The organism is Oceanobacillus sp. FSL W7-1304 (assembly GCF_037969805.1).
GTDB classification, from domain to species: domain Bacteria; phylum Bacillota; class Bacilli; order Bacillales; family Amphibacillaceae; genus Oceanobacillus; species Oceanobacillus profundus.
Map to the genome: position 1 here is coordinate 1,874,348 of NZ_CP150211.1, position 24,649 is coordinate 1,898,996.

At 38.5% G+C, this 24,649-nt stretch carries 24 protein-coding genes; 5 read left to right on the top strand and 19 right to left on the bottom strand.

What is annotated here, in order from left to right:
• Positions 1 to 449: 449 nt before the first annotated feature.
• Together narH and NYE61_RS09480 are read right to left on the bottom strand one after the other, a co-directional pair.
• The gene (narH, locus tag NYE61_RS09475; RefSeq protein ID WP_095314302.1) at positions 450 to 1,922 is read right to left on the bottom strand and encodes a nitrate reductase subunit beta; all 1,473 of its coding nucleotides are present in this window, start codon (positions 1,920 to 1,922) and stop codon (positions 450 to 452) included.
• Complete coding sequence (locus tag NYE61_RS09480) at positions 1,912 to 5,595, bottom strand: nitrate reductase subunit alpha (protein ID WP_303450393.1); 3,684 nt, start codon at positions 5,593 to 5,595, stop codon at positions 1,912 to 1,914. Before NYE61_RS09480 ends, narH begins: the two co-directional genes overlap by 11 nt.
• 255 nt (positions 5,596 to 5,850) lie before the next feature.
• Here NYE61_RS09480 and NYE61_RS09485 point away from each other — a divergent pair, with 255 nt between their 5' ends.
• A complete protein-coding gene (locus NYE61_RS09485; protein WP_303450397.1) occupies positions 5,851 to 7,362 on the top strand; it encodes an MFS transporter in 1,512 nt (503 codons plus the stop codon).
• A 133-nt stretch (positions 7,363 to 7,495) separates the two neighbouring features.
• On the opposite strand, the gene NYE61_RS09490 is transcribed toward NYE61_RS09485, so the two are convergent.
• The 3 genes from NYE61_RS09490 to NYE61_RS09500 all read right to left on the bottom strand — a co-directional run bounded on the left by NYE61_RS09490 (position 7,496) and on the right by NYE61_RS09500 (position 9,448).
• Positions 7,496 to 8,620, bottom strand: a complete 1,125-nt coding sequence (locus tag NYE61_RS09490) for a TIGR04053 family radical SAM/SPASM domain-containing protein (RefSeq protein WP_303450249.1) — start codon at positions 8,618 to 8,620, stop codon at positions 7,496 to 7,498.
• Between the two features lie 128 nt (positions 8,621 to 8,748).
• Positions 8,749 to 8,988 carry a DUF2249 domain-containing protein gene (locus NYE61_RS09495; RefSeq protein WP_095314309.1) on the bottom strand — a complete coding sequence of 80 codons (240 nt, stop codon included), beginning with the start codon at positions 8,986 to 8,988 and terminating at the stop codon, positions 8,749 to 8,751.
• 37 nt (positions 8,989 to 9,025) lie between these two features.
• Positions 9,026 to 9,448, bottom strand: a complete 423-nt coding sequence (locus NYE61_RS09500) for a cupredoxin domain-containing protein (protein WP_303450254.1) — start codon at positions 9,446 to 9,448, stop codon at positions 9,026 to 9,028.
• A 189-nt stretch (positions 9,449 to 9,637) separates the two neighbouring features.
• On the opposite strand from NYE61_RS09500, the gene NYE61_RS09505 reads away from it, so the two are divergent.
• Positions 9,638 to 10,330 carry a Crp/Fnr family transcriptional regulator gene (locus NYE61_RS09505; RefSeq protein WP_118889953.1) on the top strand — a complete coding sequence of 231 codons (693 nt, stop codon included), beginning with the start codon at positions 9,638 to 9,640 and terminating at the stop codon, positions 10,328 to 10,330.
• Between the two features lie 54 nt (positions 10,331 to 10,384).
• Here NYE61_RS09505 and NYE61_RS09510 read toward each other — a convergent pair whose 3' ends face one another.
• The 6 genes from NYE61_RS09510 to NYE61_RS09535 all read right to left on the bottom strand — a co-directional run bounded on the left by NYE61_RS09510 (position 10,385) and on the right by NYE61_RS09535 (position 15,159).
• The gene (locus NYE61_RS09510; protein ID WP_303450259.1) at positions 10,385 to 11,260 is read right to left on the bottom strand and encodes a metallophosphoesterase; all 876 of its coding nucleotides are present in this window, start codon (positions 11,258 to 11,260) and stop codon (positions 10,385 to 10,387) included.
• A gap of 114 nt (positions 11,261 to 11,374) precedes the next feature.
• Entirely contained in the window at positions 11,375 to 11,938 is a 564-nt protein-coding gene (locus NYE61_RS09515) for a hypothetical protein (RefSeq protein ID WP_303450262.1), read from the bottom strand.
• Positions 11,935 to 12,570, bottom strand: a complete 636-nt coding sequence (locus tag NYE61_RS09520; RefSeq protein ID WP_149473124.1) for an SCO family protein — start codon at positions 12,568 to 12,570, stop codon at positions 11,935 to 11,937. The genes NYE61_RS09515 and NYE61_RS09520 overlap by 4 nt, the downstream gene beginning before the upstream one ends.
• A gap of 264 nt (positions 12,571 to 12,834) precedes the next feature.
• The gene (locus tag NYE61_RS09525; RefSeq protein WP_303450274.1) at positions 12,835 to 14,508 is read right to left on the bottom strand and encodes a cbb3-type cytochrome c oxidase subunit I; all 1,674 of its coding nucleotides are present in this window, start codon (positions 14,506 to 14,508) and stop codon (positions 12,835 to 12,837) included.
• Positions 14,509 to 14,522: 14 nt separating this feature from the next.
• On the bottom strand, positions 14,523 to 14,990 hold the full coding sequence (locus NYE61_RS09530) for a cytochrome c oxidase subunit II (RefSeq protein WP_095314322.1): 468 nt from the start codon (positions 14,988 to 14,990) through the stop codon (positions 14,523 to 14,525).
• A 16-nt stretch (positions 14,991 to 15,006) separates the two neighbouring features.
• On the bottom strand, positions 15,007 to 15,159 hold the full coding sequence (locus NYE61_RS09535) for a hypothetical protein (RefSeq protein WP_158586280.1): 153 nt from the start codon (positions 15,157 to 15,159) through the stop codon (positions 15,007 to 15,009).
• A gap of 310 nt (positions 15,160 to 15,469) precedes the next feature.
• Between NYE61_RS09535 and NYE61_RS09540 the strand changes: the two genes are divergently transcribed.
• Positions 15,470 to 15,913, top strand: coding sequence for a GNAT family N-acetyltransferase (locus tag NYE61_RS09540; protein WP_303450282.1), 444 nt, complete (start codon positions 15,470 to 15,472; stop codon positions 15,911 to 15,913).
• A gap of 86 nt (positions 15,914 to 15,999) precedes the next feature.
• On the opposite strand, the gene NYE61_RS09545 is transcribed toward NYE61_RS09540, so the two are convergent.
• On the bottom strand, positions 16,000 to 16,557 hold the full coding sequence (locus tag NYE61_RS09545; protein WP_303450285.1) for a DinB family protein: 558 nt from the start codon (positions 16,555 to 16,557) through the stop codon (positions 16,000 to 16,002).
• 260 nt (positions 16,558 to 16,817) lie between these two features.
• On the opposite strand from NYE61_RS09545, the gene NYE61_RS09550 reads away from it, so the two are divergent.
• Positions 16,818 to 17,438 (top strand): DUF3298 and DUF4163 domain-containing protein, encoded by a 621-nt coding sequence (locus NYE61_RS09550; protein WP_303450288.1) that lies wholly within the window; start codon positions 16,818 to 16,820, stop codon positions 17,436 to 17,438.
• A 73-nt stretch (positions 17,439 to 17,511) separates the two neighbouring features.
• Here NYE61_RS09550 and NYE61_RS09555 read toward each other — a convergent pair whose 3' ends face one another.
• Positions 17,512 to 18,702, bottom strand: coding sequence for a DUF4317 domain-containing protein (locus NYE61_RS09555; protein ID WP_095314329.1), 1,191 nt, complete (start codon positions 18,700 to 18,702; stop codon positions 17,512 to 17,514).
• A gap of 286 nt (positions 18,703 to 18,988) precedes the next feature.
• Positions 18,989 to 19,426 (bottom strand): CBS domain-containing protein, encoded by a 438-nt coding sequence (locus tag NYE61_RS09560; RefSeq protein WP_095314331.1) that lies wholly within the window; start codon positions 19,424 to 19,426, stop codon positions 18,989 to 18,991.
• A gap of 257 nt (positions 19,427 to 19,683) precedes the next feature.
• Here NYE61_RS09560 and NYE61_RS09565 point away from each other — a divergent pair, with 257 nt between their 5' ends.
• Complete coding sequence (locus NYE61_RS09565; RefSeq protein ID WP_303450294.1) at positions 19,684 to 20,517, top strand: protein kinase; 834 nt, start codon at positions 19,684 to 19,686, stop codon at positions 20,515 to 20,517.
• Positions 20,518 to 20,914: 397 nt separating this feature from the next.
• On the opposite strand, the gene NYE61_RS09570 is transcribed toward NYE61_RS09565, so the two are convergent.
• Genes NYE61_RS09570 through nirD form a run of 5 tightly spaced genes read right to left on the bottom strand, consistent with a single transcriptional unit; the run spans position 20,915 to position 24,648 of the window.
• Positions 20,915 to 21,727, bottom strand: coding sequence for a formate/nitrite transporter family protein (locus NYE61_RS09570; RefSeq protein WP_095314334.1), 813 nt, complete (start codon positions 21,725 to 21,727; stop codon positions 20,915 to 20,917).
• The gene (locus NYE61_RS09575) at positions 21,724 to 22,212 is read right to left on the bottom strand and encodes an NAD(P)-dependent oxidoreductase (RefSeq protein WP_118889956.1); all 489 of its coding nucleotides are present in this window, start codon (positions 22,210 to 22,212) and stop codon (positions 21,724 to 21,726) included. Before NYE61_RS09575 ends, NYE61_RS09570 begins: the two co-directional genes overlap by 4 nt.
• Positions 22,130 to 22,933 carry a sirohydrochlorin chelatase gene (locus NYE61_RS09580; RefSeq protein ID WP_303450301.1) on the bottom strand — a complete coding sequence of 268 codons (804 nt, stop codon included), beginning with the start codon at positions 22,931 to 22,933 and terminating at the stop codon, positions 22,130 to 22,132. Before NYE61_RS09580 ends, NYE61_RS09575 begins: the two co-directional genes overlap by 83 nt.
• On the bottom strand, positions 22,915 to 24,327 hold the full coding sequence (gene cobA, locus NYE61_RS09585; RefSeq protein ID WP_095314336.1) for a uroporphyrinogen-III C-methyltransferase: 1,413 nt from the start codon (positions 24,325 to 24,327) through the stop codon (positions 22,915 to 22,917). The genes NYE61_RS09580 and cobA overlap by 19 nt, the downstream gene beginning before the upstream one ends.
• 3 nt (positions 24,328 to 24,330) lie before the next feature.
• Entirely contained in the window at positions 24,331 to 24,648 is a 318-nt protein-coding gene (gene nirD, locus NYE61_RS09590; protein WP_303450400.1) for a nitrite reductase small subunit NirD, read from the bottom strand.
• Position 24,649: the final 1 nt, after the last annotated feature.

Genomic DNA, 24,649 nt, shown 5'->3' on the forward strand with positions numbered 1-24,649 from the left:
ATTGTTAGAAATCAGGATTGGTAAAACGGCTTTACCAATCCTCCATTGGGGTGTTCATCGCCTTTATCAGTGACCAAATCTCTTTGATTTTCTTATGCTCGGTCACTGTTTGCCTCTATCAGTGACCGCTTCTCTTCGATTTTCCTCTGTTCGGGCACTCATTGCCTCTATCAGTGACCGCTTCTCTTTTATTTTCCTCTGTTCGGGCACTCATCGCCTCTATCAGTGACCGCTTCTCTTTTATTTTCCTCTGTTCGGTCACTCATTGCCTCTATCAGTGACCGCTTCTCTTTTATTTTCCTCTGTTCGGGCACTCATCGCCTCTATCAGTGACCGCTTCTCTTTTATTTTCCTCTGTTCGGGCACTCATCGCCTCTATCAGTGACCGCTTCTCTTTTATTTTCCTCTGTTCGGTCACTCATCATCTTCATGAGTGACCGTATATCTTATTATTGCAGCACGCCGCAGCTTCCTGGGCCTCCGGCAAAGTCTAAGCCGCAAGCTCCTTGTTCTTCATACAAATCAGCAACTTCTTCTTTGTGGCTATGCGGAATCACAAATCTGTCTTCATATTTAGCAATCGCTAAGAGGCGATACATTTCTTTGATTGCTTTTTCAGTTAAACCGAGATCGGAAAGGACATCAGAATCAAATTCCTTTCCAGTTTGTTCAGCTCGCATAAAGTTACGCATGACTGCCATTTTCTTTAGAACCGTACGAATATGCCCGGTATCTCCAGCAGTTAATAGATTTGCAAGGTATTCAATTGGAATCCGCATGTTATCAATTGCAGGGAAAATGTCTTCTGTATCTGCAGTACTTCCTTTTCCTTCAATCATGTTCATAACCGGGCTTAGTGGCGGAATGTACCATACCATTGGCATTGTTCTGTATTCTGGATGTAATGGCAGAGCAATCTTCCAGTCTATTATCATTTTATAAAGTGGAGATTTTTGAGCTGCTTCAATCCAGTCCATTGGAATTCCATCTTTTTTGGCTTGCTTGATAACTTCCGGGTCATTTGGATCAAGGAAAATACCAAGCTGTGCATGATATAATTCCTTTTCATCCTCTACAGATGCTGCTTCCAACACACGGTCTGCATCATATAACATGATTCCGATATAACGAATCCGTCCAACACATGTTTCTGCACAAATCGTTGGCTGGCCATTTTCGATTCTCGGGAAACACATCGTACATTTTTCAGCTTTGTTTGTTTTCCAGTTAAAATACACTTTTTTATACGGACAAGAAGTCACACAATGTCTCCATGCACGACATGCATTTTGGTCCACTAGTACGATTCCATCTTCATCCCGTTTATACATTGCTCCAGATGGACAGGAGGATACACATGGTGCGTTAATGCAATGCTCACAAATACGTGGCAGATACATCATGAATACATCTTCGAATTCCGTTTTAATGGATTCTTCCATCTGCACGACGTTTGGATCACGCAGTCCTGTAATATGGCCACCAGCTAAGTCATCCTCCCAGTTTGGTCCCCATTCCAAATCCATGAATTCTCCTGTCACCGCAGATTTGGCTCTAGCAACAGGCTGATGCTTGCGTTCCTTACTATTTGTTAATGTTTCATAATCATAGTTCCACGGTTCAAAATAATCGTCCATTTCTGGCTGGTTTGGGTTGTAAAACAAGTTTAGTAGCCGATTCGTTTTTGAGCCTGATTTTAACCTTAACTCATGGTTGTGAAGCTCCCAGCCACCTTTATATTTTTCTTGATCTTCCCACTGCTTTGGGTAGCCAATTCCAGGCTTTGTTTCTACATTATTAAAATACATGTATTCGGCACCTGGGCGGTTTGTCCATGTGTTCTTGCATGTCACACTACATGTATGACAGCCAATACACTTATCGAGGTTCATTACCATCCCGACCTGTGCTTTAATTTTCAAGCCAATCTACCTCCTTCATTTTCCGAATCACAACATTCAAGTCACGTTGGTTTCCTGTTGGCCCATAGTAATTAAATCCATAGCTTAATTGGGCATATCCACCAATCATATGGGTTGGTTTTACATGGATTCTCGTTGGACTATTATGCGTGCCACCACGATTTTTCGTAAGGCTTGTTCCAGGTGTATGAATATGACGATCTTGAGCATGATGCATAAAAGCCATTGTTCTTGGGATACGATGGGAAACAACCGCTCTTGCTACTACGACTCCATTACGGTTGAAGCATTCAATCCAATCATTATCCTCTACATCAATTTCCGCTGCATCATCTTTATTTAGCCAAACCGTTGGACCACCTCGGAATAGAGTTAACATTGGCTGTGCATCAAAGTACATGCTATGAATCGACCATTTATTATGCGGGGTAAGATAATTCAGCGTAATTTCTTTTCCTTCCACTTCTGGTCTTTTTGAACGGAATGGCTTATGGTTCAAAATTGGCTTGAATACGGCAAATGATTCCCCAAATTCCTTCATCATTTCATGATCCAGGAAGTATGATTGCCTTCCTGTAATGGTTCGAAATGGAATCAATCGTTCAATATTTGTTGTAAAAGGGGAATACCTTCTGCCGCCTTTTTCGGAGCCGCTAAAAGCTGGTGACGTAATAACCGTCATTGGTTGTGCCGTTATTTTTTCAAATGTAAATAACTCTTCTTCTCTTTCCTCTGCTAAATCTTTTAACTCAAGTTCTGTTACTTCTTCTAATGCTTCCCATGCTTTTACAGCTACTTTTCCATTCGTTGTAGAGGAAAGCATTAAGATTGCTTCACATGCATCTTTAGCATGTGTAATATCTGGACAGCCATCGGCAATCGTTCCATTATCCACCGTTCCAAGTGTATGTTTCACTTGTTCGTACTCTTTTTCCATATTCCAGTTGATACCTTTTCCACCATAAGGCTGTGTTGCAACATTTGGTCCAAGTGCTGTCATCTTGTTATAAATTTGTTTGTAATCACGTTCCACCACATGAATTTGTGGCATTGTTTTACCCGGAATAGGTTCACATTCACCTTTGGACCAGTCTTTAATTCGACCTAATGGCTGGGCCATTTCTGCTTTTGTATCGTGCAGCAATGGTGTTGCTACGATTTCCTTGATTGTCTCCATATCAATTTCCTCAGCTAAATCAGAAACACCCTTGGCTAAAGCTTTAAAGATATCCCAGTCCGATTTCGCTTCCCATGGTGATGCTATTGCTGGATTAAATGGATGTACAAATGGATGCATATCCGTACTGGATAAGTCGTGTTTTTCATACCAAGTTGATGCAGGTAGGATGACATCTGAGTAAAGTGCCGTTCCAGCCATCCGGAAGTCAAGGTTAATTAATAAATCAAGTTTCCCTTCCGGTGCTTCTTCCCGCCATTTAATTTCCTCAGGACGAATGCTCTCTTCATCATCGTTTAAAAGTCCATGGGATGTTCCTAGTAAATGTTTAAGGAAGTACTCATGCCCTTTTCCTGAACTGGAGATTAAGTTGGCACGCCACACAAATAAGTTTCTTGGGAAATTGACCGGGTTATCTGGATCTTCAATTGCAAATTGCAGCTCTTTTTCTTTTAATTGCTTAGCCACATATTTCCCAATATCTTCCGTTGTTTCATAGCCACTTGCTACTGCTTCCTTATAGAGATCAATTCCGTTTTTATTGAATGTTGGATAAGATGGCAGCCAGCCAAGGCGAGCAGCTAACACATTGTAGTCCCCGTGATGTTCGTATCTTGCCTTTTCATTTGCAGCGGTAAGGTCACTAACTGGTGTTTCCTCAAAGCGCCATTGGTCGGTTGCAAAGTAGAAAAAGGATGTACCGTTTTGCAGTTTAGCTGGGCCGCCCCAATCTTTAGCAGTTGCAATCGTATTCCAGCCTTCTGCAGGCCGTAATTTTTCTTGTCCAACATAATGGGCCCAGCCTCCGCCATTTACACCTTGTGCGCCTACCATTAGAACAAGGTTGACAACTGCACGGTAAATCGTATCTGAGTTAAACCAATGGTTAATTCCGGCACCAACGATAATCATGGAACGACCTTTTGTATCCACCGCATTTTGTGCAAATTCACGTGCAATTTTAATGACGAGGTTGCGGTCAACACCTGTTATCTCTTCTTGCCATGCTGGTGAGAATGGTGCAATCTCATCATAAGAGCTTGCCACTTCTCCACCAAGACCACGGTCAATACCATAGTTGGCAAGCATCAAGTCATAGACGGTCGCAATGTATTCAGTTTTTCCATTTAACTCTACTTTTTTCACTGGAACCGCACGTGGCAAAACTTTTCTAGTTTCCGCATCAAAATATGGCATATTGACATATACCACCTCGTCTTCTATTCCTAGAAAACTCAATACAGGTTCAATTTTTTCATTTGTGTTTTCATCAATAAGCTTCAAGTTCCAGTTTCCTTTATCATCCCAACGAGAACCCATCGTTCCATGCGGAATAGAGAATTTACCTGTTGCTTGATTATACATAGCAGGCTTCCATTCATTATTCTCTGAAGCAGTGCCAAGATCAGCTTCATTTAGGAATCTGTCTGCCACAAACATTCCATTATCTTCTTTTAAACGAACAGAGAATGGAAAATCGGTATATTGCTTTGCATAATCCTCAAAGTATGGTGTCATATTTTTATCATAAAATTCATTTAAGATTACATGCCCCATTGCCATCGCAACTGCACCATCAGTTCCCTGCCTTACTGATAACCAGTCATCAGAGAAGGTCGTTGATTCAGCATAGTCCGGACTAACGGATACAACTTTCGTTCCTTTATAACGAGCTTCCACTAAAAAGTGAGCGTCTGGTGTACGTGTCATCGGCACATTCGAACCCCATGTGATAATATAGCTTGAGTTAAACCAGTCTGAGCTCTCTGGTACATCTGTTTGATCTCCCCAAATTTGCGGAGAGGCTGGTGGCAAGTCGGCATACCAATCATAGAAGCTAAGCATTGGACCGCCCATTAATTGCATAAAGCGACTTCCGGCTGCATGGCTGATCATGGACATCGCAGGAATTGGAGAAAAACCAACATTTCGATCTGGTCCATATTTCACGATCGTATATAAGGAAGATGCAGCTACAAGCTTTGTTACCTCTTCCCAGTCTGCTCGGGCTAGTCCGCCCTTCCCTCTTGCTTGTTTATAGGAATTCGCTTTTTCTTTGTCCTCGACAATGCTCTTCCAAGCTTCCAAAGGATTATCATAAGTTGCTAATGCTTCTCTCCATAATGTCAATAATCTTTTCCGTACATATGGATATTTCACACGTAATGGACTGTAAATATACCAAGAGAAGCTCGCTCCCCTTGGACAGCCGCGGGGTTCAAATTCCGGCATATCTGGACCTGTTGTTGGATAGTCCAATTGTTGGCCTTCCCATGTGACAATCCCGTCTTTCACATAAATATTCCAGCTGCATGATCCGGTACAGTTGACCCCATGTGTTGATCGAATAACCTTATCATGCTGCCATCTTCTCCGATATACATTTTCCCAGTCACGGTTACCTTCTTGTAATTGACTATGATTATTGGAATATGTTTCTTTTGGTTTTAAATAGTTCAATCGTTGCCAAAGTGGAGATGGTTTCTTCTTCATCATTGTCCCTCCATGTAAATTGCTTTCTTCTAACTCCAATGTTAAACATCCCATCCCATACATGTTGTGAAATACATCACACCTTTATGAGATGTCAAATTTTAGACATAAATAATATTTAAATGGTTGTGTGTGAATTTATTCAAAAATCGGTCACAGATTATGTGATGTTTTTCACTACTAATTCCGGCAAGCCTCGTTAAACTTATAACCAATTACAGAAGTAAATTAAAGATTATCCAGAGAAAGGTATGATTTATTTTGAAGAAACCGGGTTTACAGCTTTCATTACAAACATCCAGTTTAGTTGTTGGGTTTATGGTGTGGGTACTCATTTCGTCGCTAATGCCATATATCACAGCAGATATTCCGCTGACTTCTGGGCAAGCGTCAATTATAACGGCTATTCCAGTTATTTTGGGCTCCCTCATGCGCATACCAATTGGTTTTTATGCTGATCGATTTGGCGCAAGAATTATTTTCTTAATTAGCTTTCTCATTCTTTTATTTCCTGTTTTTTACCTAAGTGCAGCGAGTTCCTTTACCGATCTTGTAATTGGAGGACTCATACTAGGTATTGGTGGAGCAACCTTTTCCATCGGAGTTACATCACTGCCGAAATATTACCCAAAAGAAAAACACGGCTTTATTAATGGGGTGTACGGTGTTGGTAATATTGGTACCGCCATTACAACGTTTGGAGCTCCAATTATAGCTGGTTCCATTGGCTGGCAGGGAACGATACGGATATTCCTAGTTATTTTGGTCGTATTTTCAGCATTGGTTTTTATTTTTGGTGATCGTAAAGAAGCAAAAGTAAAAAAATCCATGGTTGAACAAATTCGAGGTGTTTATAAAAATACGACATTGTGGTTCCTAAGCTTATTTTATTTCATTACATTCGGGGCCTTTGTAGCCTTCACTATGTTTTTACCAAGTTTTCTGGTTGATAATTTTGGATTAGACCCAGTGGATGCTGGGATTCGAACAGCAGTATTTATTATTATTGCCACCCTGCTTCGTCCAGTTGGAGGATTGCTTGCAGATAAGTTTAATCCATTTATTATTTTAATGTTTGTTTTTATCGGTGTTGCCTTTTCGGGCATCCTATTATCCTTCTCACCTGATATTATTTGGTATACCGTTGGTGCACTGGCTGTAGGAGTTACGGTTGGTATTGGAAATGGTACTGTCTTTAAATTAGTACCGTTGTATTTTTCCAAACAAGCTGGCATTGTAAATGGTATTGTATCCGCAATGGGAGGCCTAGGCGGTTTCTTCCCGCCACTGCTTTTGACTGCTGTTGCAAATATTACTGGTCATCATGCGATTGCTTTCATGTTAATGTCAGAATTTGCCTTCGTAAGTTTTGTTATTGTTATTTTTATGTATTATCAGGAACGAGTGAGTGTTGAAGGTAAAATTATCGAAAGTGCTGCGGAAGGAATTATGGTAACGAATAAAAAACGCATCATTCAAAATGTTAATCCAGCCTTTGAGCGAATCACTGGTTATACAAAAGAGGAAGTACTCGGAAAGACACCTGCAATTCTAAAATCCGGTAAACAGGACGCAGGCTTTTATGATGGAATGTGGAATTCGATTAATGAAAATGGCTTTTGGGAAGGTGAAATATGGAACAAACGAAAAAATGGAGAGATGTATCCGGAGTTACTTACCATTAGTCCAGTGAAGAATAATGTTGGCGAGATTAAGTACTATGTTGGTGTATTTAATGATATAACACAAGCTGAAAAAATCCTGAGTTGATATTACTCAGGATTTTTATTGGCTAGCGCACTAATGCTGCGGACAACTTCGTTACTTTAACACCATGGCCAGATCCATCGCCCAAAGACTAGCGAATTTTTCTCACGATAACGGACGTTTGCACTTTTGTTCTTTATACTTTTCTTTTTTTACGCATTGCTCTTGGAATATAAACACAATACGGTTCACTTTCCATATAATCTCCCGTTACATTGTATGCGCGTGATCTTGATCCTCCGCAAACATGGCGAAATTCACATACCCCGCATTTTCCTTTGTATTTATCCGGATTACGCAAATTTTGAAAGACCTCTGATTCTCTGTAGATTTCTGCAAGTGGCGTGCGTCTGATATTTCCAGCACGAATTGGCAGTAATCCGCTTGGATACACATCTCCTGTATGGGAAATGAACACAAAGCCATTTCCATCATTAACACCCTTTGGTGCACGTCCAAGTCCATCAATCTGTCCTGTTTTTCCTTGGTTCATCGCATCTTCATAGAAAATTTGGTCTTTGTCACTCATACCTGTATGTTCTCGCATTTTTTGCTGAATAACGACACGCCGATAATGCTGGCCAGCGGTTGTCTTAATATCAAATGGAACTCGTTTGGATAATTTGTACAACCATCGGAATACCTTTTCATGTTCAGCAGGTGTAATCATGTCTGATTCTTTCCCTCGTCCTGTCGGCACAAGGAAAAACACACTCCATAATACACAGTTCAGGTTTTCAACCATCTCTGCCATTTCATCTAAGTATTCATAATTATATCGGGATATTACGGTATTAATTTGCAGCGGCATATCCAATTCATGTAAATACTTAATCGCATTCATCGTTAAGTCAAAGGAGCCTTCTGTTCCTCGAAAATGGTCATGCACTTCCTTACAATGTCCATCAATACTAAATGCCCATCTGGCAAGTCCAATATCTTTAGCCTTTTGCATCGCCTCTTTGGTTACATTTGGTGTGGCTGATGGTGTCATAGACACACAGACACCTTTTTGGATTGCGTATTCAGCAATATTAAACACATCTGGACGTTCTAGCGGATCCCCCCCTGTAAAAACAAGCATGGGATTGTCCATATCGTATATGTCATCGATTAATTTCTTTCCTTCATCAAACGTTAATTCTAATGGGTGTCTATGATACTGAGCTTCTGCACGACAATGCAGACAATGCAGCTGACAAGCACGGGTTAGTTCCCATATAACAATAAACGGGTTTTCATTATAATCTCGATTAAACATCGCTTTCGTCCCTTTCAGGTAGTTTAGCTTCAGTGTAGACTAATTCGATAACTATTTATGTGAGGTTTATCACTTATCTTCATAAATAAGAAACCCCTGACCATCAAAGACAGGGGCTACTTTAATTATTATCTCTTTTCTATCTCTACTCTCCAAACCTCCGGGCCTTCTTCAACATATTCCCAATGAAAAGTACCTTCTCGTTCAATTAAAAATTGATAGTATAACAGTTTAGGATCATGCGTATTCGAAAGGTGCATCATTTCTCCAGACTTTAAACGATCAAATGTTTCTAGAATCCTTACATGACGGATCTTTGGTCTAATATCTGGTGCATGTATGGTTGCAGCATATTGCTTTTCGTTCATTTAATGACCCCCGATAACCTTATAATCGAACTTCCTCTTATAGAACAACTAATGTTGCAACCATCTCTGCGTGACCTTCCCCACAGAAAATATTACAGTATATTTCATATTCACCTGGATCCTCCGGAATGATAACTGCTTCCCCATCCCCCTCAATTTTAACGCCAAGTTCATTAATTGCAATTCCATGGTGTCCTTCTTCATTTGTTAATGTAATCGTTACTTCCTCTCCAGATTGAACGACAAATTTATCCTGGTTAAACTCAAAGTCCGTTGCAACGATATTGACTTCATTTGTTACTTCCACCGATTCATCAGAAGCACTGGTTTCGTTAGACTGCTCTGCTGTCGTTTTCGTATTGTCAGCTTCTTCACTTGCTGAACCATTTTCATCCCCTCCGCAAGCAACGAGCGAAAATAGTAATCCGATAAATAGGATAGATAATAATCCTTTTTTCATGATGACGCCTCCTTAATTTTTATTACATTTTAAGTATACGCTCACTGTATTTACTAGACTGTGAGGTACAGCACTTGTTTTCTGTGATTTTAATCACAATCAACGGATATACAGTGACATTTTTCACATGCATATTGAAAAAGAATGGTATGATATGCTTTATAGAAGGTAATTGGAGGAGGTATCCTAATGTACCCAGATTCAGTGAAAAATCTATTACAGCGTTTTCCACTTTTCAAAAGTTTAACGGATTATGAAATTGCTCCGATTTTAAATATTGCTCAAAATCGAACATATAGACAGGGTACTCATGTCTTTATGCAAGATGAACCACTGACCAATGTATACTTTATCCATCAAGGAAAAATGAAAATATATCGAACGGATATCCACGGCAAAGAACAAATCATCAATGTTTTGAATGGTGGAGATATGTTTCCGCATCAAGGGTTTTTTCGCAACGATAATTACCCAGCACATGCCGAAGTAATGGAAGAAGCGGTGCTTACTTTCATTCCGATTCCATTATTTGAAGACTTTTTAATTAACAACCCTGAGGTAAGCATTAAAATTTTCCGGGTTCTAGGAGATAAAATTGTTGATTTGCAAAACCGTCTTGAGGAAAAAATACTGCGTAACACCTATGAACAAATTATTCTATTATTACTTCGACTTGGGAAAAAACACGGATTAGAAACTGCGGCAGGAAGGCTTACACTAACGACGCATTTTACCAATAAGGATTTAGCAAACATGATTGGTTCAAGCAGAGAAACCGTTAGCAGAACTCTCACCCAACTAAAGAAAAAACAACTCATATCAACAGATAGCAGTGGAAATACGGTGTTAAATACAAAACAATTAAAAGAAGAATTATTTTAAACCTTACAGTGCCTTTCAACTCTATCCAAAAGATACTAGAAAGGCACTGTTTGATTATTCTCCAGTAATCTTAATTACACTAAGCTGACTTTGATTAAGGAAACGGATGGGTGCAACACTTGTGCCAAGACCACTATCAATATAAAGAAACTGGTTCGTACCAAATTCATATATCCCCTTCTCAAGCTTAGGGAAAAACCCTTGGTCTGGGGCAACTAAAGCGCCGATAAACGGGATTCTCACTTGTCCTCCATGGGTATGTCCGCTTAAAATTAAATCTGCTGGAATATCATTATGCTTATCCAACATACTGGGTGTATGGGATAGTAAAACCGTATAGTTTTCTTGATCCAAATTTCCAAACGCACTATCAAGATTTTCATGATTAGTTGATGCATCATCAACCCCTGCTAGATTAAGTGTTGTATTGCCTATTGCAAGCTCAGTATGTTGATTGTTTAATAGCTTTACATTCCTTTTTTCAAGGCCATCCAAGAGAGATTTTCGATTCGGATTGTCCCATTCATGGTTACCGGAGACAAAGTAGACATGCTGATTCAGTGCTGTCAGTCTCTCAACCAATGAAAAGACATAATCGAAACTAGTTGTCCGTCTGTCTACAAGATCACCCGTCAATACGATAATATCAGCATCTATTCCTTCTACGGTTTCTAACAACTTTTCATTGTTATCACCAAAAACTTTATTATGTACATCACTAATTTGAACAATGGTGAAGCCAGAGCCAGCTGGTATTTTATTCGTCTGAAAATGGACGCGATTCACTTTAAATATGTTGGTATCCATAAATGCTTTTGTTGAGAATAACAGGATACATAAAGCCCCAATAATGAGCGCTAATCTTTTTCGCTTTTTGCGATTTTTTACTTTAGCCGTTTTTTCTTCCTGTTGAATTATTTGCTTTGACATGTGCTGTTTCAATCCCCTCAGGTAATGATCTACCTTTAGTTTAATCGAAATGACAGGCAATAACACGAAAAAAGAACGCATTTCTATTTTAAGAATGCGTTCCTTTTCATTGCCTCATGTTTCACCATATTCTTCTTTATCAATAAATAGCATTTGAATAAAATAAATCACGATACATAGTCCGGTTAATAAAAATGTCCAACCTAGTGCCTTTTGTTCTTTTATTAAGTAGCTATTACAAATTTGATTCGGGGATAAGATATAAATCCAAGCCATGATTCCAAAAAGGATACTTAGAAGAATAAAGATGCTGTTTTTACCTTTTATTGTTAATTTACTCCAACTATCACGCAGTGGGACTCCAGCTAAGAATGGCAGACTAATAAACTTGAAAATTTCTGCGGCAGAAACGGTTAATGCTTCATCCATCGTACGCGGGATCATCCAGTAGCTTATGATAATCATAAATAACACAATTCCAGGCACACCGTTTTCATTCCATTTTTCAAAAAACGCTGGGAAGGTTTGTTGGAGGAATGGGGTGAACAGCATCCCCACCATCACGAGTAATGGCATTTGCATATGCATATGAACAACCATTATCGATTCCAATAGTGTAACTACAGGTGGAAGCATTAAGAATAGATAGATACCTAATCCATAGATTGGTTGTTTCATGACTTATCCCCCACTTCAGTTCGCAGGATAGCATTAACTTTACTTGCTGCTTGATCAATATTTTCGTAATCCATCACATCTACAAGCTTTCCTTCTGGGTTGACTAAATAAAATGCAGCATTATGAGCGAAGTGACCATTATTATCTGGAATGACGATTACACCAAAACGATCCAATAGTCCATCTAGTTCTTGCTGGTCAGGTATTCTTGCCATCCGCCATGTTTCCCCATCACTATTAAAATAGTTGCGATAATGTTCTAATGTTGCTGGATCATCATTTTCAGGATCAAAACTAATACTCATAAATACAATATCCTCACCGATATATTGTTCTGGAATTTGGTTATAAACTTGTGCAAGATTCATTTCAAGCAACAAACAAACATCCGTGCATGCTGTATAAATAAAGGTTAACATGACGTATTTCCCTTGAAATTCAGAAAGTGAGTATACCCTTTCCTTGCTATCCTCTAATGTTACCTTAGGAAACTCTGGCTTTTCTTCAACCAGCTTCATTGTTCTTGCCTGTTCAGCTGTATAAGCTGTAAATCCGTCTGTACCAATTAAAAACAGCCCAAAACCAAACACGATAACAATGATGAGTGCGAATGTACTCCGCTTTTTGATCATACAATCACGTCCTACAATGATTTTTTAATCATGAGGCTGGGGCTTGTTTTAATATAGGAAAAATCCGAACGCCCCGCTCCAGAGATATGCTCTGCGCACCTTAGGGCGGCTGGTGAGCCCCCTTGTGCTATCGCACTTCGGTGTCTCACCTATGCCCTCCCTCACGCGGGAGTCTACGTATATTTCCTACGCTATTTTTGTGCATCGTTCGTTTTTCACGCCTAACACTTTAGTTACGTCCCTACCTTTTCGATTTTAAATGAATCACCACGTTCTAAATGGCGGAGATCCTGGTACATCGAGTATTTCAATGATTGGAACGACATATCCCATGGCGACAATTGCAATTAGTAATACAATTGTGAGCCCCCATCTTTCCGTCCATTTTGGTGCAGGGTAAGCATCCGCTTCTTGCTCTGCAATTGGAAATTCCGTTTTTCCTTTTGGCGCAAAGAACATCAGATGAACAGCGATATAAACCATGAGCAACACTGCGACAATTAGAAGTGTTCCTCCAATCGCAAGGAAAATCAGATATGGATCCCAGCTTAATGCTGCCTGATGGTCCCCGTAAGTTGTATAGGAGGTTCTCCGTGGTGAGCCTAAGAGTCCAACTGCATGCATAGATCCAGCCATAAACAACATACCAACTGTCCATAAAATCGTTTGGATAATACCTAATCGATTAATCTGTGATGTGAATTTACGTTTTGATAAATATGGAATTAACCAATACGAAATCCCGAAAAATGTTAATGCAACGGTAACGCCAACTGTTAAATGGAAATGTCCCACAACCCATAATGAATTATGGACGACTTGGTTTAACTGATTATTTGTTTGCGCAATCCCACCAGCTCCACCAGGGATAAAGGCAGCCATCGCAATAAATGGAGCTAAGAAACGAACGTCTCCCCATGGTAATTTTTTAAACCAACCTAATAGACCTTTTCCGCCTTTTCTTCTGCCAGTACGTTCGAATACAGCAAACATTGCAAATGCTGTCATGAGTGATGGAAAACCAATGGATAAACTCATAAATACGTGGATAAATTTCCAGCTTTCTGTAATTCCTGGGTCAACAATTTGATGGTGGAAGCCTCCTGGAATATTCAGTATAACTAATAGAATAACGACTAAACGTGTTAATGCATCACTAAATCCCTTTCCGCCAATAATTTTCGGCACGGCTACATACCATGCAGAAATTGCTGTTAAATACCAAATGTTTACCAGCGTGTGACCAAAGCTCCAGAACAATGTCCGGCTAAGCATGACATTAATGGTCTCTTTCCAGCCGAAAGCCCATGGAATCAACGTTAATACCTCAACAGCAACCCCAATACTTCCAAATACAAGCATGACGAACACACCGGTTGCAAAGAATGCCAGCAATGGGATATGCTGTCCTTTATGGTTTTTTCTCCAATGCGCCACATTGATAAATGCTCCAAATGCAGCAATCCAGATTCCTACTACTAGAAATACTAATCCGATATAAAACCATGGAGATGCTTGCATTGGGGGATAAAAGGTAAACATAACCGAAGCTTCACCCGTAATAATAGTTGCTGCAACAAAGACAACACCGATTACCATGCATCCAAAAGCAATCCAGCCCATGTTTCTAACTTTAGGAAGAAGTCCTCCGAGTGTATGGGATAATGCTGCGTAAAAATAACCAACAGCAAATGTTGTCGTAAATACGAGCAGCAATAAAATACCGTGTGCTGTCAGCGTCTGATAATAATCAAACCATGCTGGCAATTCGAATAACCCAGCTCGATTTAGACCTTGCAGCAATCCTAAAACTCCACCAATTAATAGTGCTGTAAAAGAAACGACTAAAAAAGTTAATGATAACGTTGCATCTTTTGCATTCACTCCTAATGCTTCCGTGATTTTATGATGAAACACATTTTTTTCAGCTAAATCCATTTTGCTTCCCTCCTTTATTTCACAACAATTGTCATTGCCATCATTTGATGCCCAACACCACAGTACTCATTACAAATGACTAGATATTCACCAGGAGTATCAAACTTTTGCGAAATGCGTTGTACATGTCCAGGTGTTACCATCGCATTGATGTTTGTACCAATTACTTGAATACCGTGCACAACGTCCTTTGATGTCATCGTAAAATGTACTTCTGAACCAGCAGGAATTTCAATCTCATTTGGATTAAACCGAAATGCTTCCAGTGTCATAACAACCTCGTACTCATCCGCTCCAACCTCAAAAATGCCAGGATTATCAAATGGTGCCGTTTCATCCACCTTCTGAGGATCAAGTGTTTCCATCCCACTTGGGGGTGCCATTCCATGCGCAAAAGCCTGGTAACCAGTAAAAACCATAGCTAAAATAATAATTCCAACACCGACAATTAACCAAATCTCTTCAGCACGATGTAATTTCATCCTTATACCTCCCTTGTTAAATTCTGATCATATAAAATACAATGAGTAATAATGTAAAAGCGACGATAGATCCTCCAACAAAAACAACAGAAGAAAATAATGCTCCTTTAAAAGAATGTTCCTCATCCGTAACATTTACTTTTTCTTTCATATCTTTGTTTATTTCCATTCATGACGCCTCCCTTATCCTTCTTAAGTCCATTTTAAAATGGATAAGCAATGAATTAAGTGAAGCACATCACACTTAAGAAGTGATTTAGAGCACAGAAGGATGTCTTCGTGACAGCTTTTTGAACGATGCAGGGAAGTGGCATTATTTGAGCTGTGTAAATTGGTTTCATACAAAGTCAGAAAGCAACCAAGCTTATGAAAACCAACTAGGTACTATAAAATAGAAATAAACATAGTGCAGGAGACGCTTCAAATATTTCTATAAATGTTGTAAATATTGTGTATAATTCAAAAGAGGGGGAATAAATATGGTGTATTTAGAAACGATTACGAAGGACAATTGGCTGAAGGCTATTTCACTGCGTGTTCGGGAAGATCAAGTGGGGTTTGTGGCATCAAATGCGGTTTCACTGGCTCAATTAAATTTTCTTGAAAACTTCCATGCAAAAGGAATTTATCTTGATGAGGAAATGATTGGATTTGCACTCTATGGAATGGACGAAGAGGATAATGAGTACTGGATTTATCGAATGATGATTGATCAAAAGCATCAAGGAAAAGGTTATGGAGTAAAAGCGATTCAACTTATCATCGATGATATTAAGACGATGAAAGAAGAGCACCATCAAACGATCACCCTGTCTTATGAGCCAGTTAATCAACATGCAAAATATGTTTACGAAAAATTAGGTTTCCAAGATGTAGAAGGAATAATTAATGAAGGCGAACAAGTTATGCGCTTTACGTTTTAATGAAAAAAAGCTGACGGAGCATTTAGTCAAGTCAGCTTTTTTAGCAGGTTTAACGATTTCTTCTAAATTTGTGGGTCGTAAGCGATTTACATTTTATCACTTTCTGAAAAGTATTTTAAGGTTAAATCAAAATAATGCTTTTCATGTACAGCGATAAGATGAATGCTTTGAATTAAGTTCGGATAATGGGCAATAGGATCTGGATAATAAATTTGTCCCGCCACATCCTGCGGAATATGTTTCAGTATATTTTTTAGCTGTTCTGTCTCATATTCCAAAAACCATTCAATTTCAGTAACATTCCATTTATTATCCAGACCAGAAGGCGGCATAATCAGTAAAGGGGCACGCATTGATCTTTTCTTTTTGTCCTTATATTCTTCATAAATATTATGTATTTCTGTTTTATAGGATTGTTGCTTTCGAACATAAGCAAGTGGCAGCATGACGGGAATATAGAAATTCGAAAATCGCCTAAACAACTTTACCATTAAGAACAAATGATATAACGTTTCACCTATTGACCACTTGTCAGGAAAAGGTCTATTCCAACCCCGCTCAAAGTTCAATGTCCTATTATGATAAAAAGCCTCTCGCTGCTTGATTAATTTATTAAAATGCTTTTCCATCTCAGTACTTTTCAATCGGCTCAGCTCCTATTATTAATAATCTTTATAAAATAATTCGACATAAGAACAAGTAAACCTTTGAATTCAGCACTAAATAAACAAAATATTACGTGTTTTATACCCATCCTTGACTTAAAAAAGGTTATCTAAGCAAATTTCATGGATAACCTCGTTGTTATTAACAATATAAATTTGCAATAAGGACGGTGCTGCCGATACCGTTTTCACATCTTACATCTTTTAGGAATAAGATGTGTTAAAAAAGGATGAGAAAAATGCCTATCTCTCTCCCAACAGAGATACAAACACTTCAGATAAGCGATGAAGTGAATAAGACTATTTATTATCCACGAGTTTTCCTTACGCATAATCAAGAGCTTGAGCAAGCAATCAACCGAAGCATTGTTCTAAAAACACAACAGCTAATTGACCAGCAAGTTGGAGATTCACCAACAACACTTGAAGAAATGCTAGGTTATTTTGAAATTAAAAATAATCAACGTGATGTTCTAAGCTTTACCTTTACGAATTATGCTTACCGTTATCACGCTGCCCATGGTATGACCTTTATTAATTCCTTAACCTACGACCTTAAAAAGCAAAAGCCTTGTGAACTGAAAGATTTATTTAAACCTGGCAGCAATTATGTCGAACGCCTCTCCCAATTAATTCAAGAACAGATTAAACAACGTGATATCCAATTAATTAATGAATTTAAGGAAATCGCTCCGAACCAAGACTACTACATTGCAGACAAAACCCTTGTCATATATTTTCAGCTATATGATATTACCCCATATGTATTTGGTTTCCCAATGTTCCCAATCTCTGTTTATAACATTCAGGATATTATTGTTGAAGATGGTCCGCTTGGCAGAATGGCGGAGAATAATTAATAGCAGACTAAAAAATACCAGCTAGAAAAGTATGATGCTTTTCTAGCTGGCTCTAACTAAAATTGGGTCTCCATTATTCTTCATTTTCTTGTTTTTTTTCAAATAAAACCTCTGGAATCACTTCAAATCCTTCAATGACCGTGTTTTCTTCTACTTCAATCATTAAGCTGAGCTTGCCGTCGAATTGGATTTGACGGACATACCTTAAATCTTGTGGACTAATCGAAATATCCGCTATTTTCGTCTTAATTTTAATTGACTTTGAATTATACTTCGGCATGATACTGCTCGCTTTTAATTCATAGGATTCATCATCAATCACTCGTTTAAAAGCTGTTTCGACCTTCTCTGTATCAATATCTTCTATCCCACTGTTTTTCAGAACCTTCTCTACATCCTTATAATCTAGTTTTGGCACGTCCTCTTCTTCGTTTTCCTCTACGACTCTATGGATTTCCTCATATACATTTGAAAGCGTTGCTGTATCGATTTGATCGCCTACAACCTTTTTCACAATTTCCTCAAAGACAATTTTATCCTCCCCGGCAGTCATAGCCTCTTCCGCATTTAATACTTCTTCAATAAAATGATAGTTTAATTCGTTCGCTTTCCCAGCTGAATAGAGAATATAATTTACATCTGCCGCATTGTCCGTAAAACAAGGGAATAAAAATCCGGATATCGGTGCGTTTAAATTAATAATTGGGTCCACAACAAAGTTATATTTAAATTCCTTTTCCACATAATCAAACAGTAATTCCTTTTTCGGATCTAGTGTCTTATTCATACTGCATAGGATAAAGGGATGGGAGTAAACGGTGTTTTTCTCACTTTCTTCGCCTTCTTCACTTTGGCGCTTCATCGGCTTTCTATATTCTCCACGAATAAACGTAACGACAATATCCATTTCATATTGCTTATCCTTTAGCATTTTCTCAACAAGCTTGAGCATTTGTTCCTTCCAGTCCTCTGTATCTGGACTAAGCAGACCTTGATGCAGAATAAGCTGACTGCTATTCTCCACATCTCGCTGGAATTTTAGTTCAAATACTTTCTCATCCAATTGGCCAGATAATACTTTTTTAAAATTAGCCATAAATAATTCCTGCTGTTCAACTTCGAGCATCTCAAATGGTGTACTTTGATGATGGTAAATATCACTCGATTCTTTCATGATATATACATTAAAGATTTCATTAAGTTTTAATAAATCATTATTCACTTTGAATTGCTTTCGAATATTTGCTATATCTTTTTTATTCAATCTCGTTCCACTCCTAAGTTAATGATCGCTATCTTTCATTAGAAATTATGTCAAAATAAAAGTGGAGAGTAAATCCTAAATCTTGATTTACTCTCCATTTTCTTTATTCATTTTAACACATAATTTCTTTATTTTGTCATTAACCAAAATTAGATCTTTCAAAAATTAATAGGAGCAGAAATACTTGTTCACTAGGATTAGCCTGAAGCCTGACCTGGTGTAAAAAGCATTTTAAGAAACACTTTTTCGAGATCTGTCAGTTACTGCAAAAAAACTCTGTTCTATTCTAAGACTGTGGAGAAGATGGTGTGGAAATGCTGGCAAGTGCCTGTTCAGCCTCATTAGCATATTGATTTTGTACAGCTAAATCTCCCAATGCCATCATCCCAACCAATTTGCCATTTTCTACAACTGGCAACCGACGGATTTGCTGCTCGGCCATTAATTGTGCAGCCGCATGCACATCCATATCCGGGGTACCTTGTACCATTTGCTGGGCTGTCATTACTTGAGAAACTGGTGTTTGAGCATTTTGACCTTGTGCAGTTGTACGCAACGTGATGTCACGGTCTGTTATAATCCCAACCATTTGCCCACTGTTGTTCACAACTGGTATAGCCCCAACATTATACTGACTCATAATAGCCGCGGCTTCTTGTACAGATTGAGTCTCATTGATTGTCATAACATTAGATGTCATGATGTCTCTTACAAATTGTGGCATACAAAATTCCTCCCTATTGTTCATTCGGTTTAGGTTGGTTTATTTTTCTATATTTATACACGTACAACAAAATAATCTATATCTAAATTCACGAGGATTTTGTGTAAAATATATAGAAAGATAAGTAATCATCACCTTGTTTCATCATGCGTTACCATAAATCACAAAAGAGGAACTTCCGATTAAGTATCGTCATAAGAAAAATATGGATGTATACTTACTGAATGTACTACCAATATATTTAAATTGTTATCTATATGGATTTAATTTGGAAAGGTTTGAATCTAACTTTGCGTATAATTCGAAAAATATTTCAGCTTATTGTAGATAGACCGATTAAAAATGGAGTAATGTTGAACGATCGCTACGAAGTTTTAAGTGTTATAGGAGTTGGAAGCTTTGGAATAGTTTATCTGTGTAAAGATTTAAAAGCTAACGAGAAAAGAGTAGTCAAACAGCTTCGACCAAGTAAGCACCGCAGTAAAAATGAAATGGAGTTGTTTGAAAATGAAATCGTTGTTTTGCGTACACTGAGCCACAAACATATTCCGATGTTAATTGAATCCTTTTCATCGAACAGAAACTTATTTTATGTCATGAGTTTAATGGAAGGTGATAATCTGGAAGACCAAATTTTCTCAAGTAAAAAAGCTTTTAATGAGAAAGATTCATTACTAATTCTCTCTTATCTGCTTGAATTAGTTGATTACATTCACAGCAAGGGCATTTACCATCAAGATTTACGTATCCCAAACATTTTACTAAACAAGAAGGATTTATTTTTGATCGATTTTGGTTTGGCAAAGTATAGCGCTACAGTCGATCCTCATCACTCACATGAAGGTATTCTAAAATTGAAGCAACAAGATTATTACGATTTAGGAGAAATACTTTTATTTTTGCTTTATACAACATACTCTTCAAAAAATAAAAAAGCCCTTCCTTGGACAGAAGAACTTTCTTTAAAAAAGGAAACCGTTTATTTATTGAAAAGGTTAGTACAAATTAATGAACCATACTCAAATATGAATGAAATTTCAGCTGATCTTCAGAGCGCACTTAAAGCACAAGAGCCTTTGAGTAAAAATTAGCTGCTGCTTCTTCCTCTCCGTTTGTAGTAGCTGCTTCCACTCATTGGCGATCGTTTATACCGCCGATTGCTGCTACTGCTGCCCCGGTGATAATAACGCTTTTTTCGATCGCTGCTGCCTCGCCGATAACGTTTATGTCTTCGTTCACTGCTGCCTTGGGAAAGTTGTTTCATTTGCTTCATTATTTTTTTAAACATGGTTTACCCCTTTTCATTTTTGGGCTTGTTTTACTTTTTTAGTCTACCATAATTTAAAAATAAATTTAATAATGAACTTAAATGTTTGCAGGCAGATTACAGTACCTTAGTTAGCAGAATTTCATACAAATAATCAATAGAAATAGCCCATTGCATTATTCTCTGCTCACATAGAATATTTAGGAAGGTTCACCATATTTTTAAGCTTCCTTTCTAAGTCCTTGTTTGACTGCAGGCTGCACCTTTGAACGTCTATCGGTTATTCCGTACCAATAAGCAGCTCCGATGAACAGAGCACCTCCAATTATATTACCAATTGATACTGGAATTAAATTCGCGACAAGACCTGCAAATGAAACAGTTTCCGGATGCGGGACCATTAAGGAAAGTGATAATAATGTCATATTCGCAACACTATGTTCAAATCCAGATGTAATAAAAGCAAATAAACACCAGAATATCATAATTAATTTCGCTGTTTCATCCTTCAGCTTGACCGAGCACCAAACTGCCAAGCAAACGAGTATATTACAAAGTATTCCACGAACAAACAATTCCATAAATGGTGCATTCATCTTAACACTTGCTGCGGAAGTAATATAACTGGCTGTATCACCCGATGCTAGTCCCGAATAAAAGAAAAGTGCTGCAACAAGAATGGACCCGGCAAAATTTCCAAAATAACTATAGAACCAAATTCGACCTGCATCTAAGCCAGTTGTTTTTCTCATCAAAAGTCCAATTGTCATGATCATATTATTCCCTGTGAACAGGTCTGCTCCAGCCATGATGACTAAACTCAACGCAATGCCAAAGGAAATACCCATGATAATTTTAGTGCCTGGTGCATTGGAGGCTTCAAGCTGCCCACCGATTGTAAAAATCAGAATGATTCCAAGTCCAACGAAAAGTCCAGCTAGCATCGCCATCAGAAAATATTTGCTTTTACTATTCTTTAGTTGGTTCACTTTTAATGCGGCTGTATTACTAAATGCAGTTATCGTCTCCATCATTTTTTATTTCTCCTTTTCTCGTACGCATTTACTAATTCCCCCATCTGATCATCGTAGCGTTCCTCTAGCTCTTGTTTCAGCTTTTTCGCTAATATTGGACTTGCTCCTGATGTTGATATCGTCAAAATGAACTTCTCTCTCCGAACGATTGCCGGCGTGATAAAGCTAGAGTTTTCACTATCACTTATATCATTGACCCATTGAAAATCATCGGCGCACGCACAAACATTTTTATTAATTGATTTGTTACTCGTAGCTGCAAAAATCAGATGTGCTCCCTCGATATCTTTCTCTTCAAATTCCTTCTGCTTCCATGCAACATCATGTAATTGCTCCAGTTCCTTGAGGATACGTGGACTAATCACTGTAATCGCTGCACCTGTTCCTGCAAGTCCTTTTGCCTTACGCAGAGCTATTTGACCTCCGCCAACTATGACAACTTTCTTGCCATGCAGTTTCATTATCATTGGATATAGCTGCTCCATAACACGCCTCCTCCATTCGCTCGATTAATGTTTGCTTCATTAACTCATTAAACTCTAGATTCTTGCATAAAATAAAGTTATTGTTATTTTTGATGGTTTGATCTATCCGCTTCAGCAATAATCCAGTAAATAATAAGTAAGGCATGACATAGACTTTCTCATATTGATTTTTCAGCTTTGCGATCGCTGTATCGAAGCTTGGAACAGCAGCTGTCAGAAAAGCTTCGTATACTGGTTTATTCAGGCTTTGTTCAACGACTCGACCGATTTGCTGTAATCCCATAATCGGGCCAGGTTGGCTACTTCCTCTACCTACAAGCAAAATTGCTGCGTTCTTTTCACACATTTCAGCTTTAATCCGTTTCACTACAAGCTTTATCATATTCGGATGAACACCAAATGGATCTGTTATTCGAAAAGATATATGCTCGTGTTTAGAGCGAATCGCTTGTAATGCTTCTGGAATATCTTGTTTGTGATGGACTGCTGAAAATAAAAGAACAGGCACGATAAGAAATCGTTCGGATCCCCTTTCGATTAGCTTTCCAAGTGTTTCAGCAATGGTTGGATGCGTCAATTCCAAAAATGCTATTTCTTGATTCGGTAATGGAACATCCTCTTTAACCGATTCAATAAATGTTTTAAATTGCTCGTTCCCCTCATCGCGCCGGCTGCCATGCCCAATATACACAACGGCATCAATCATTCTCCACGCCTCCATTCCATCCGCTCCAATTCAGACTGGATTGACTCATCAATTGCATTAAATCCTAATCCAAAAGCATATTCCTTTACAGTTTCTCCGATATAGGCAAATGGAATAGCATCAAGGTGGTGAACTCCGAGTTTCTCTAATTCTTCTACATAGCACTTCACAGCAGCTTTATTTGGAAAAATAACGGTCTCCCATTTGTCTTCCATCAGCAGTCGCTTATTGATTGCATCAAAACGTGAATCGACAAGCCACTCATGAGAATAGTACAGCTTCGCTTCCTTATTTTCATAACCCTCGGGACCAATTACGATTGCACCCGCATTACTTCCCTGTGCTTTTGCCGCAATAATTCCTTTCGCAGCTAATGCTTGCTTTACCTTCACCGTTTGATACTCAATGTTACGAGGCAAGTCGCGAATATCAAAATTCGCCTTTGCTAATTGATTAAACAGCGGTTCCACGCTTTCTGGAGCGGCGAAAATTAGTTTTTTCGCATTCATTATTGTTTCTAATTCATTTTCGCTAAATTGCTTGCTTTTCTTCTTAAAAACTGGAAATGAATATGCTTCAGCTCCTAGCTCTGTAAAATAACGTTCTAAATCAAATGGACTTCCTGATGCTTTAGCAATCACCACCCGTTTCCCTTGAAATCTTTTATTGTCAAACCAAGCAAGCGAGTCGCCCAGTGCTACGACGTCACCAACAATCATCATAGCGGGATTACCAATATTCTCTTTCTTAATAATGTCTTTAATTGTTTCCAATGTTCCCTTTACCACTTTTTGTTTCCCTAAAGTTCCCCACTGGATAATAGCTACTTTAGTATCAAGCGATTTTCCTTGATTAATCAGTTCATCACAGTTCTCAACCAGCTTTTTCATTCCCATATAGTAAGCGATTGTATCCCCTGTATGGTTTTTGTCTTCATTCATTTGTTCATTATTTATACAAGCATGACCGGTTCTAAGTGTAAAACTGTTGCTGTAATTGCGATGTGTAACAGGTATTCCTGCATAAGCAGCCGCTGCAATACTAGAGGTGATTCCCGGGACAATTTCATAAGGTATATCAGATGCTGCAAGTTCCTCTGCTTCTTCACCGACCCTTCCGAATACGGAAGGGTCTCCACCTTTTAAACGAACAACGTATTTTCCTTGTTTTGCAAACTGAACAAGTGATTGATTGATATTCTCTTGTCGCATGATATGTCGATTCGGCAGCTTCCCGCAATAGATAAATGCACAAGATTGCTTTGCAAAACGTAATAACCTTGGATTAGCAAGACGATCGTATAAAATGATATCTGCCTGTTTTAAGCATTCCAAGCCTTTTGTTGTAATTAATCCGATATCTCCAGGACCTGCACCGACAAATGAAACAAAACCTTTTTTATTTTCCATCGTCTACACCGCTATATATACATAGCCATCAATGACTTTTGTTTCATACGTTGGTACAGCACCATCATCCGGTTTTTGAACCTCACCTGTGACGAGTGAGACTTTCCAGTTTTGCAGGGGGCAAAATACAAACTCTCCGGAAACGATTCCTTCTGCTAAAGGTCCATTTGTATGTGGGCATCTGCTCCCTATTGCCCGGACATCCCCATTGCTCAAATGAAACAGAGCAATGGATTCCCCGCCTACATGAACTTCTTTTCCTATTTGTTTCGGCAGATTTTCAAGTTCCATGATTTTAACTATTTCTATTGTTTTCATCAGT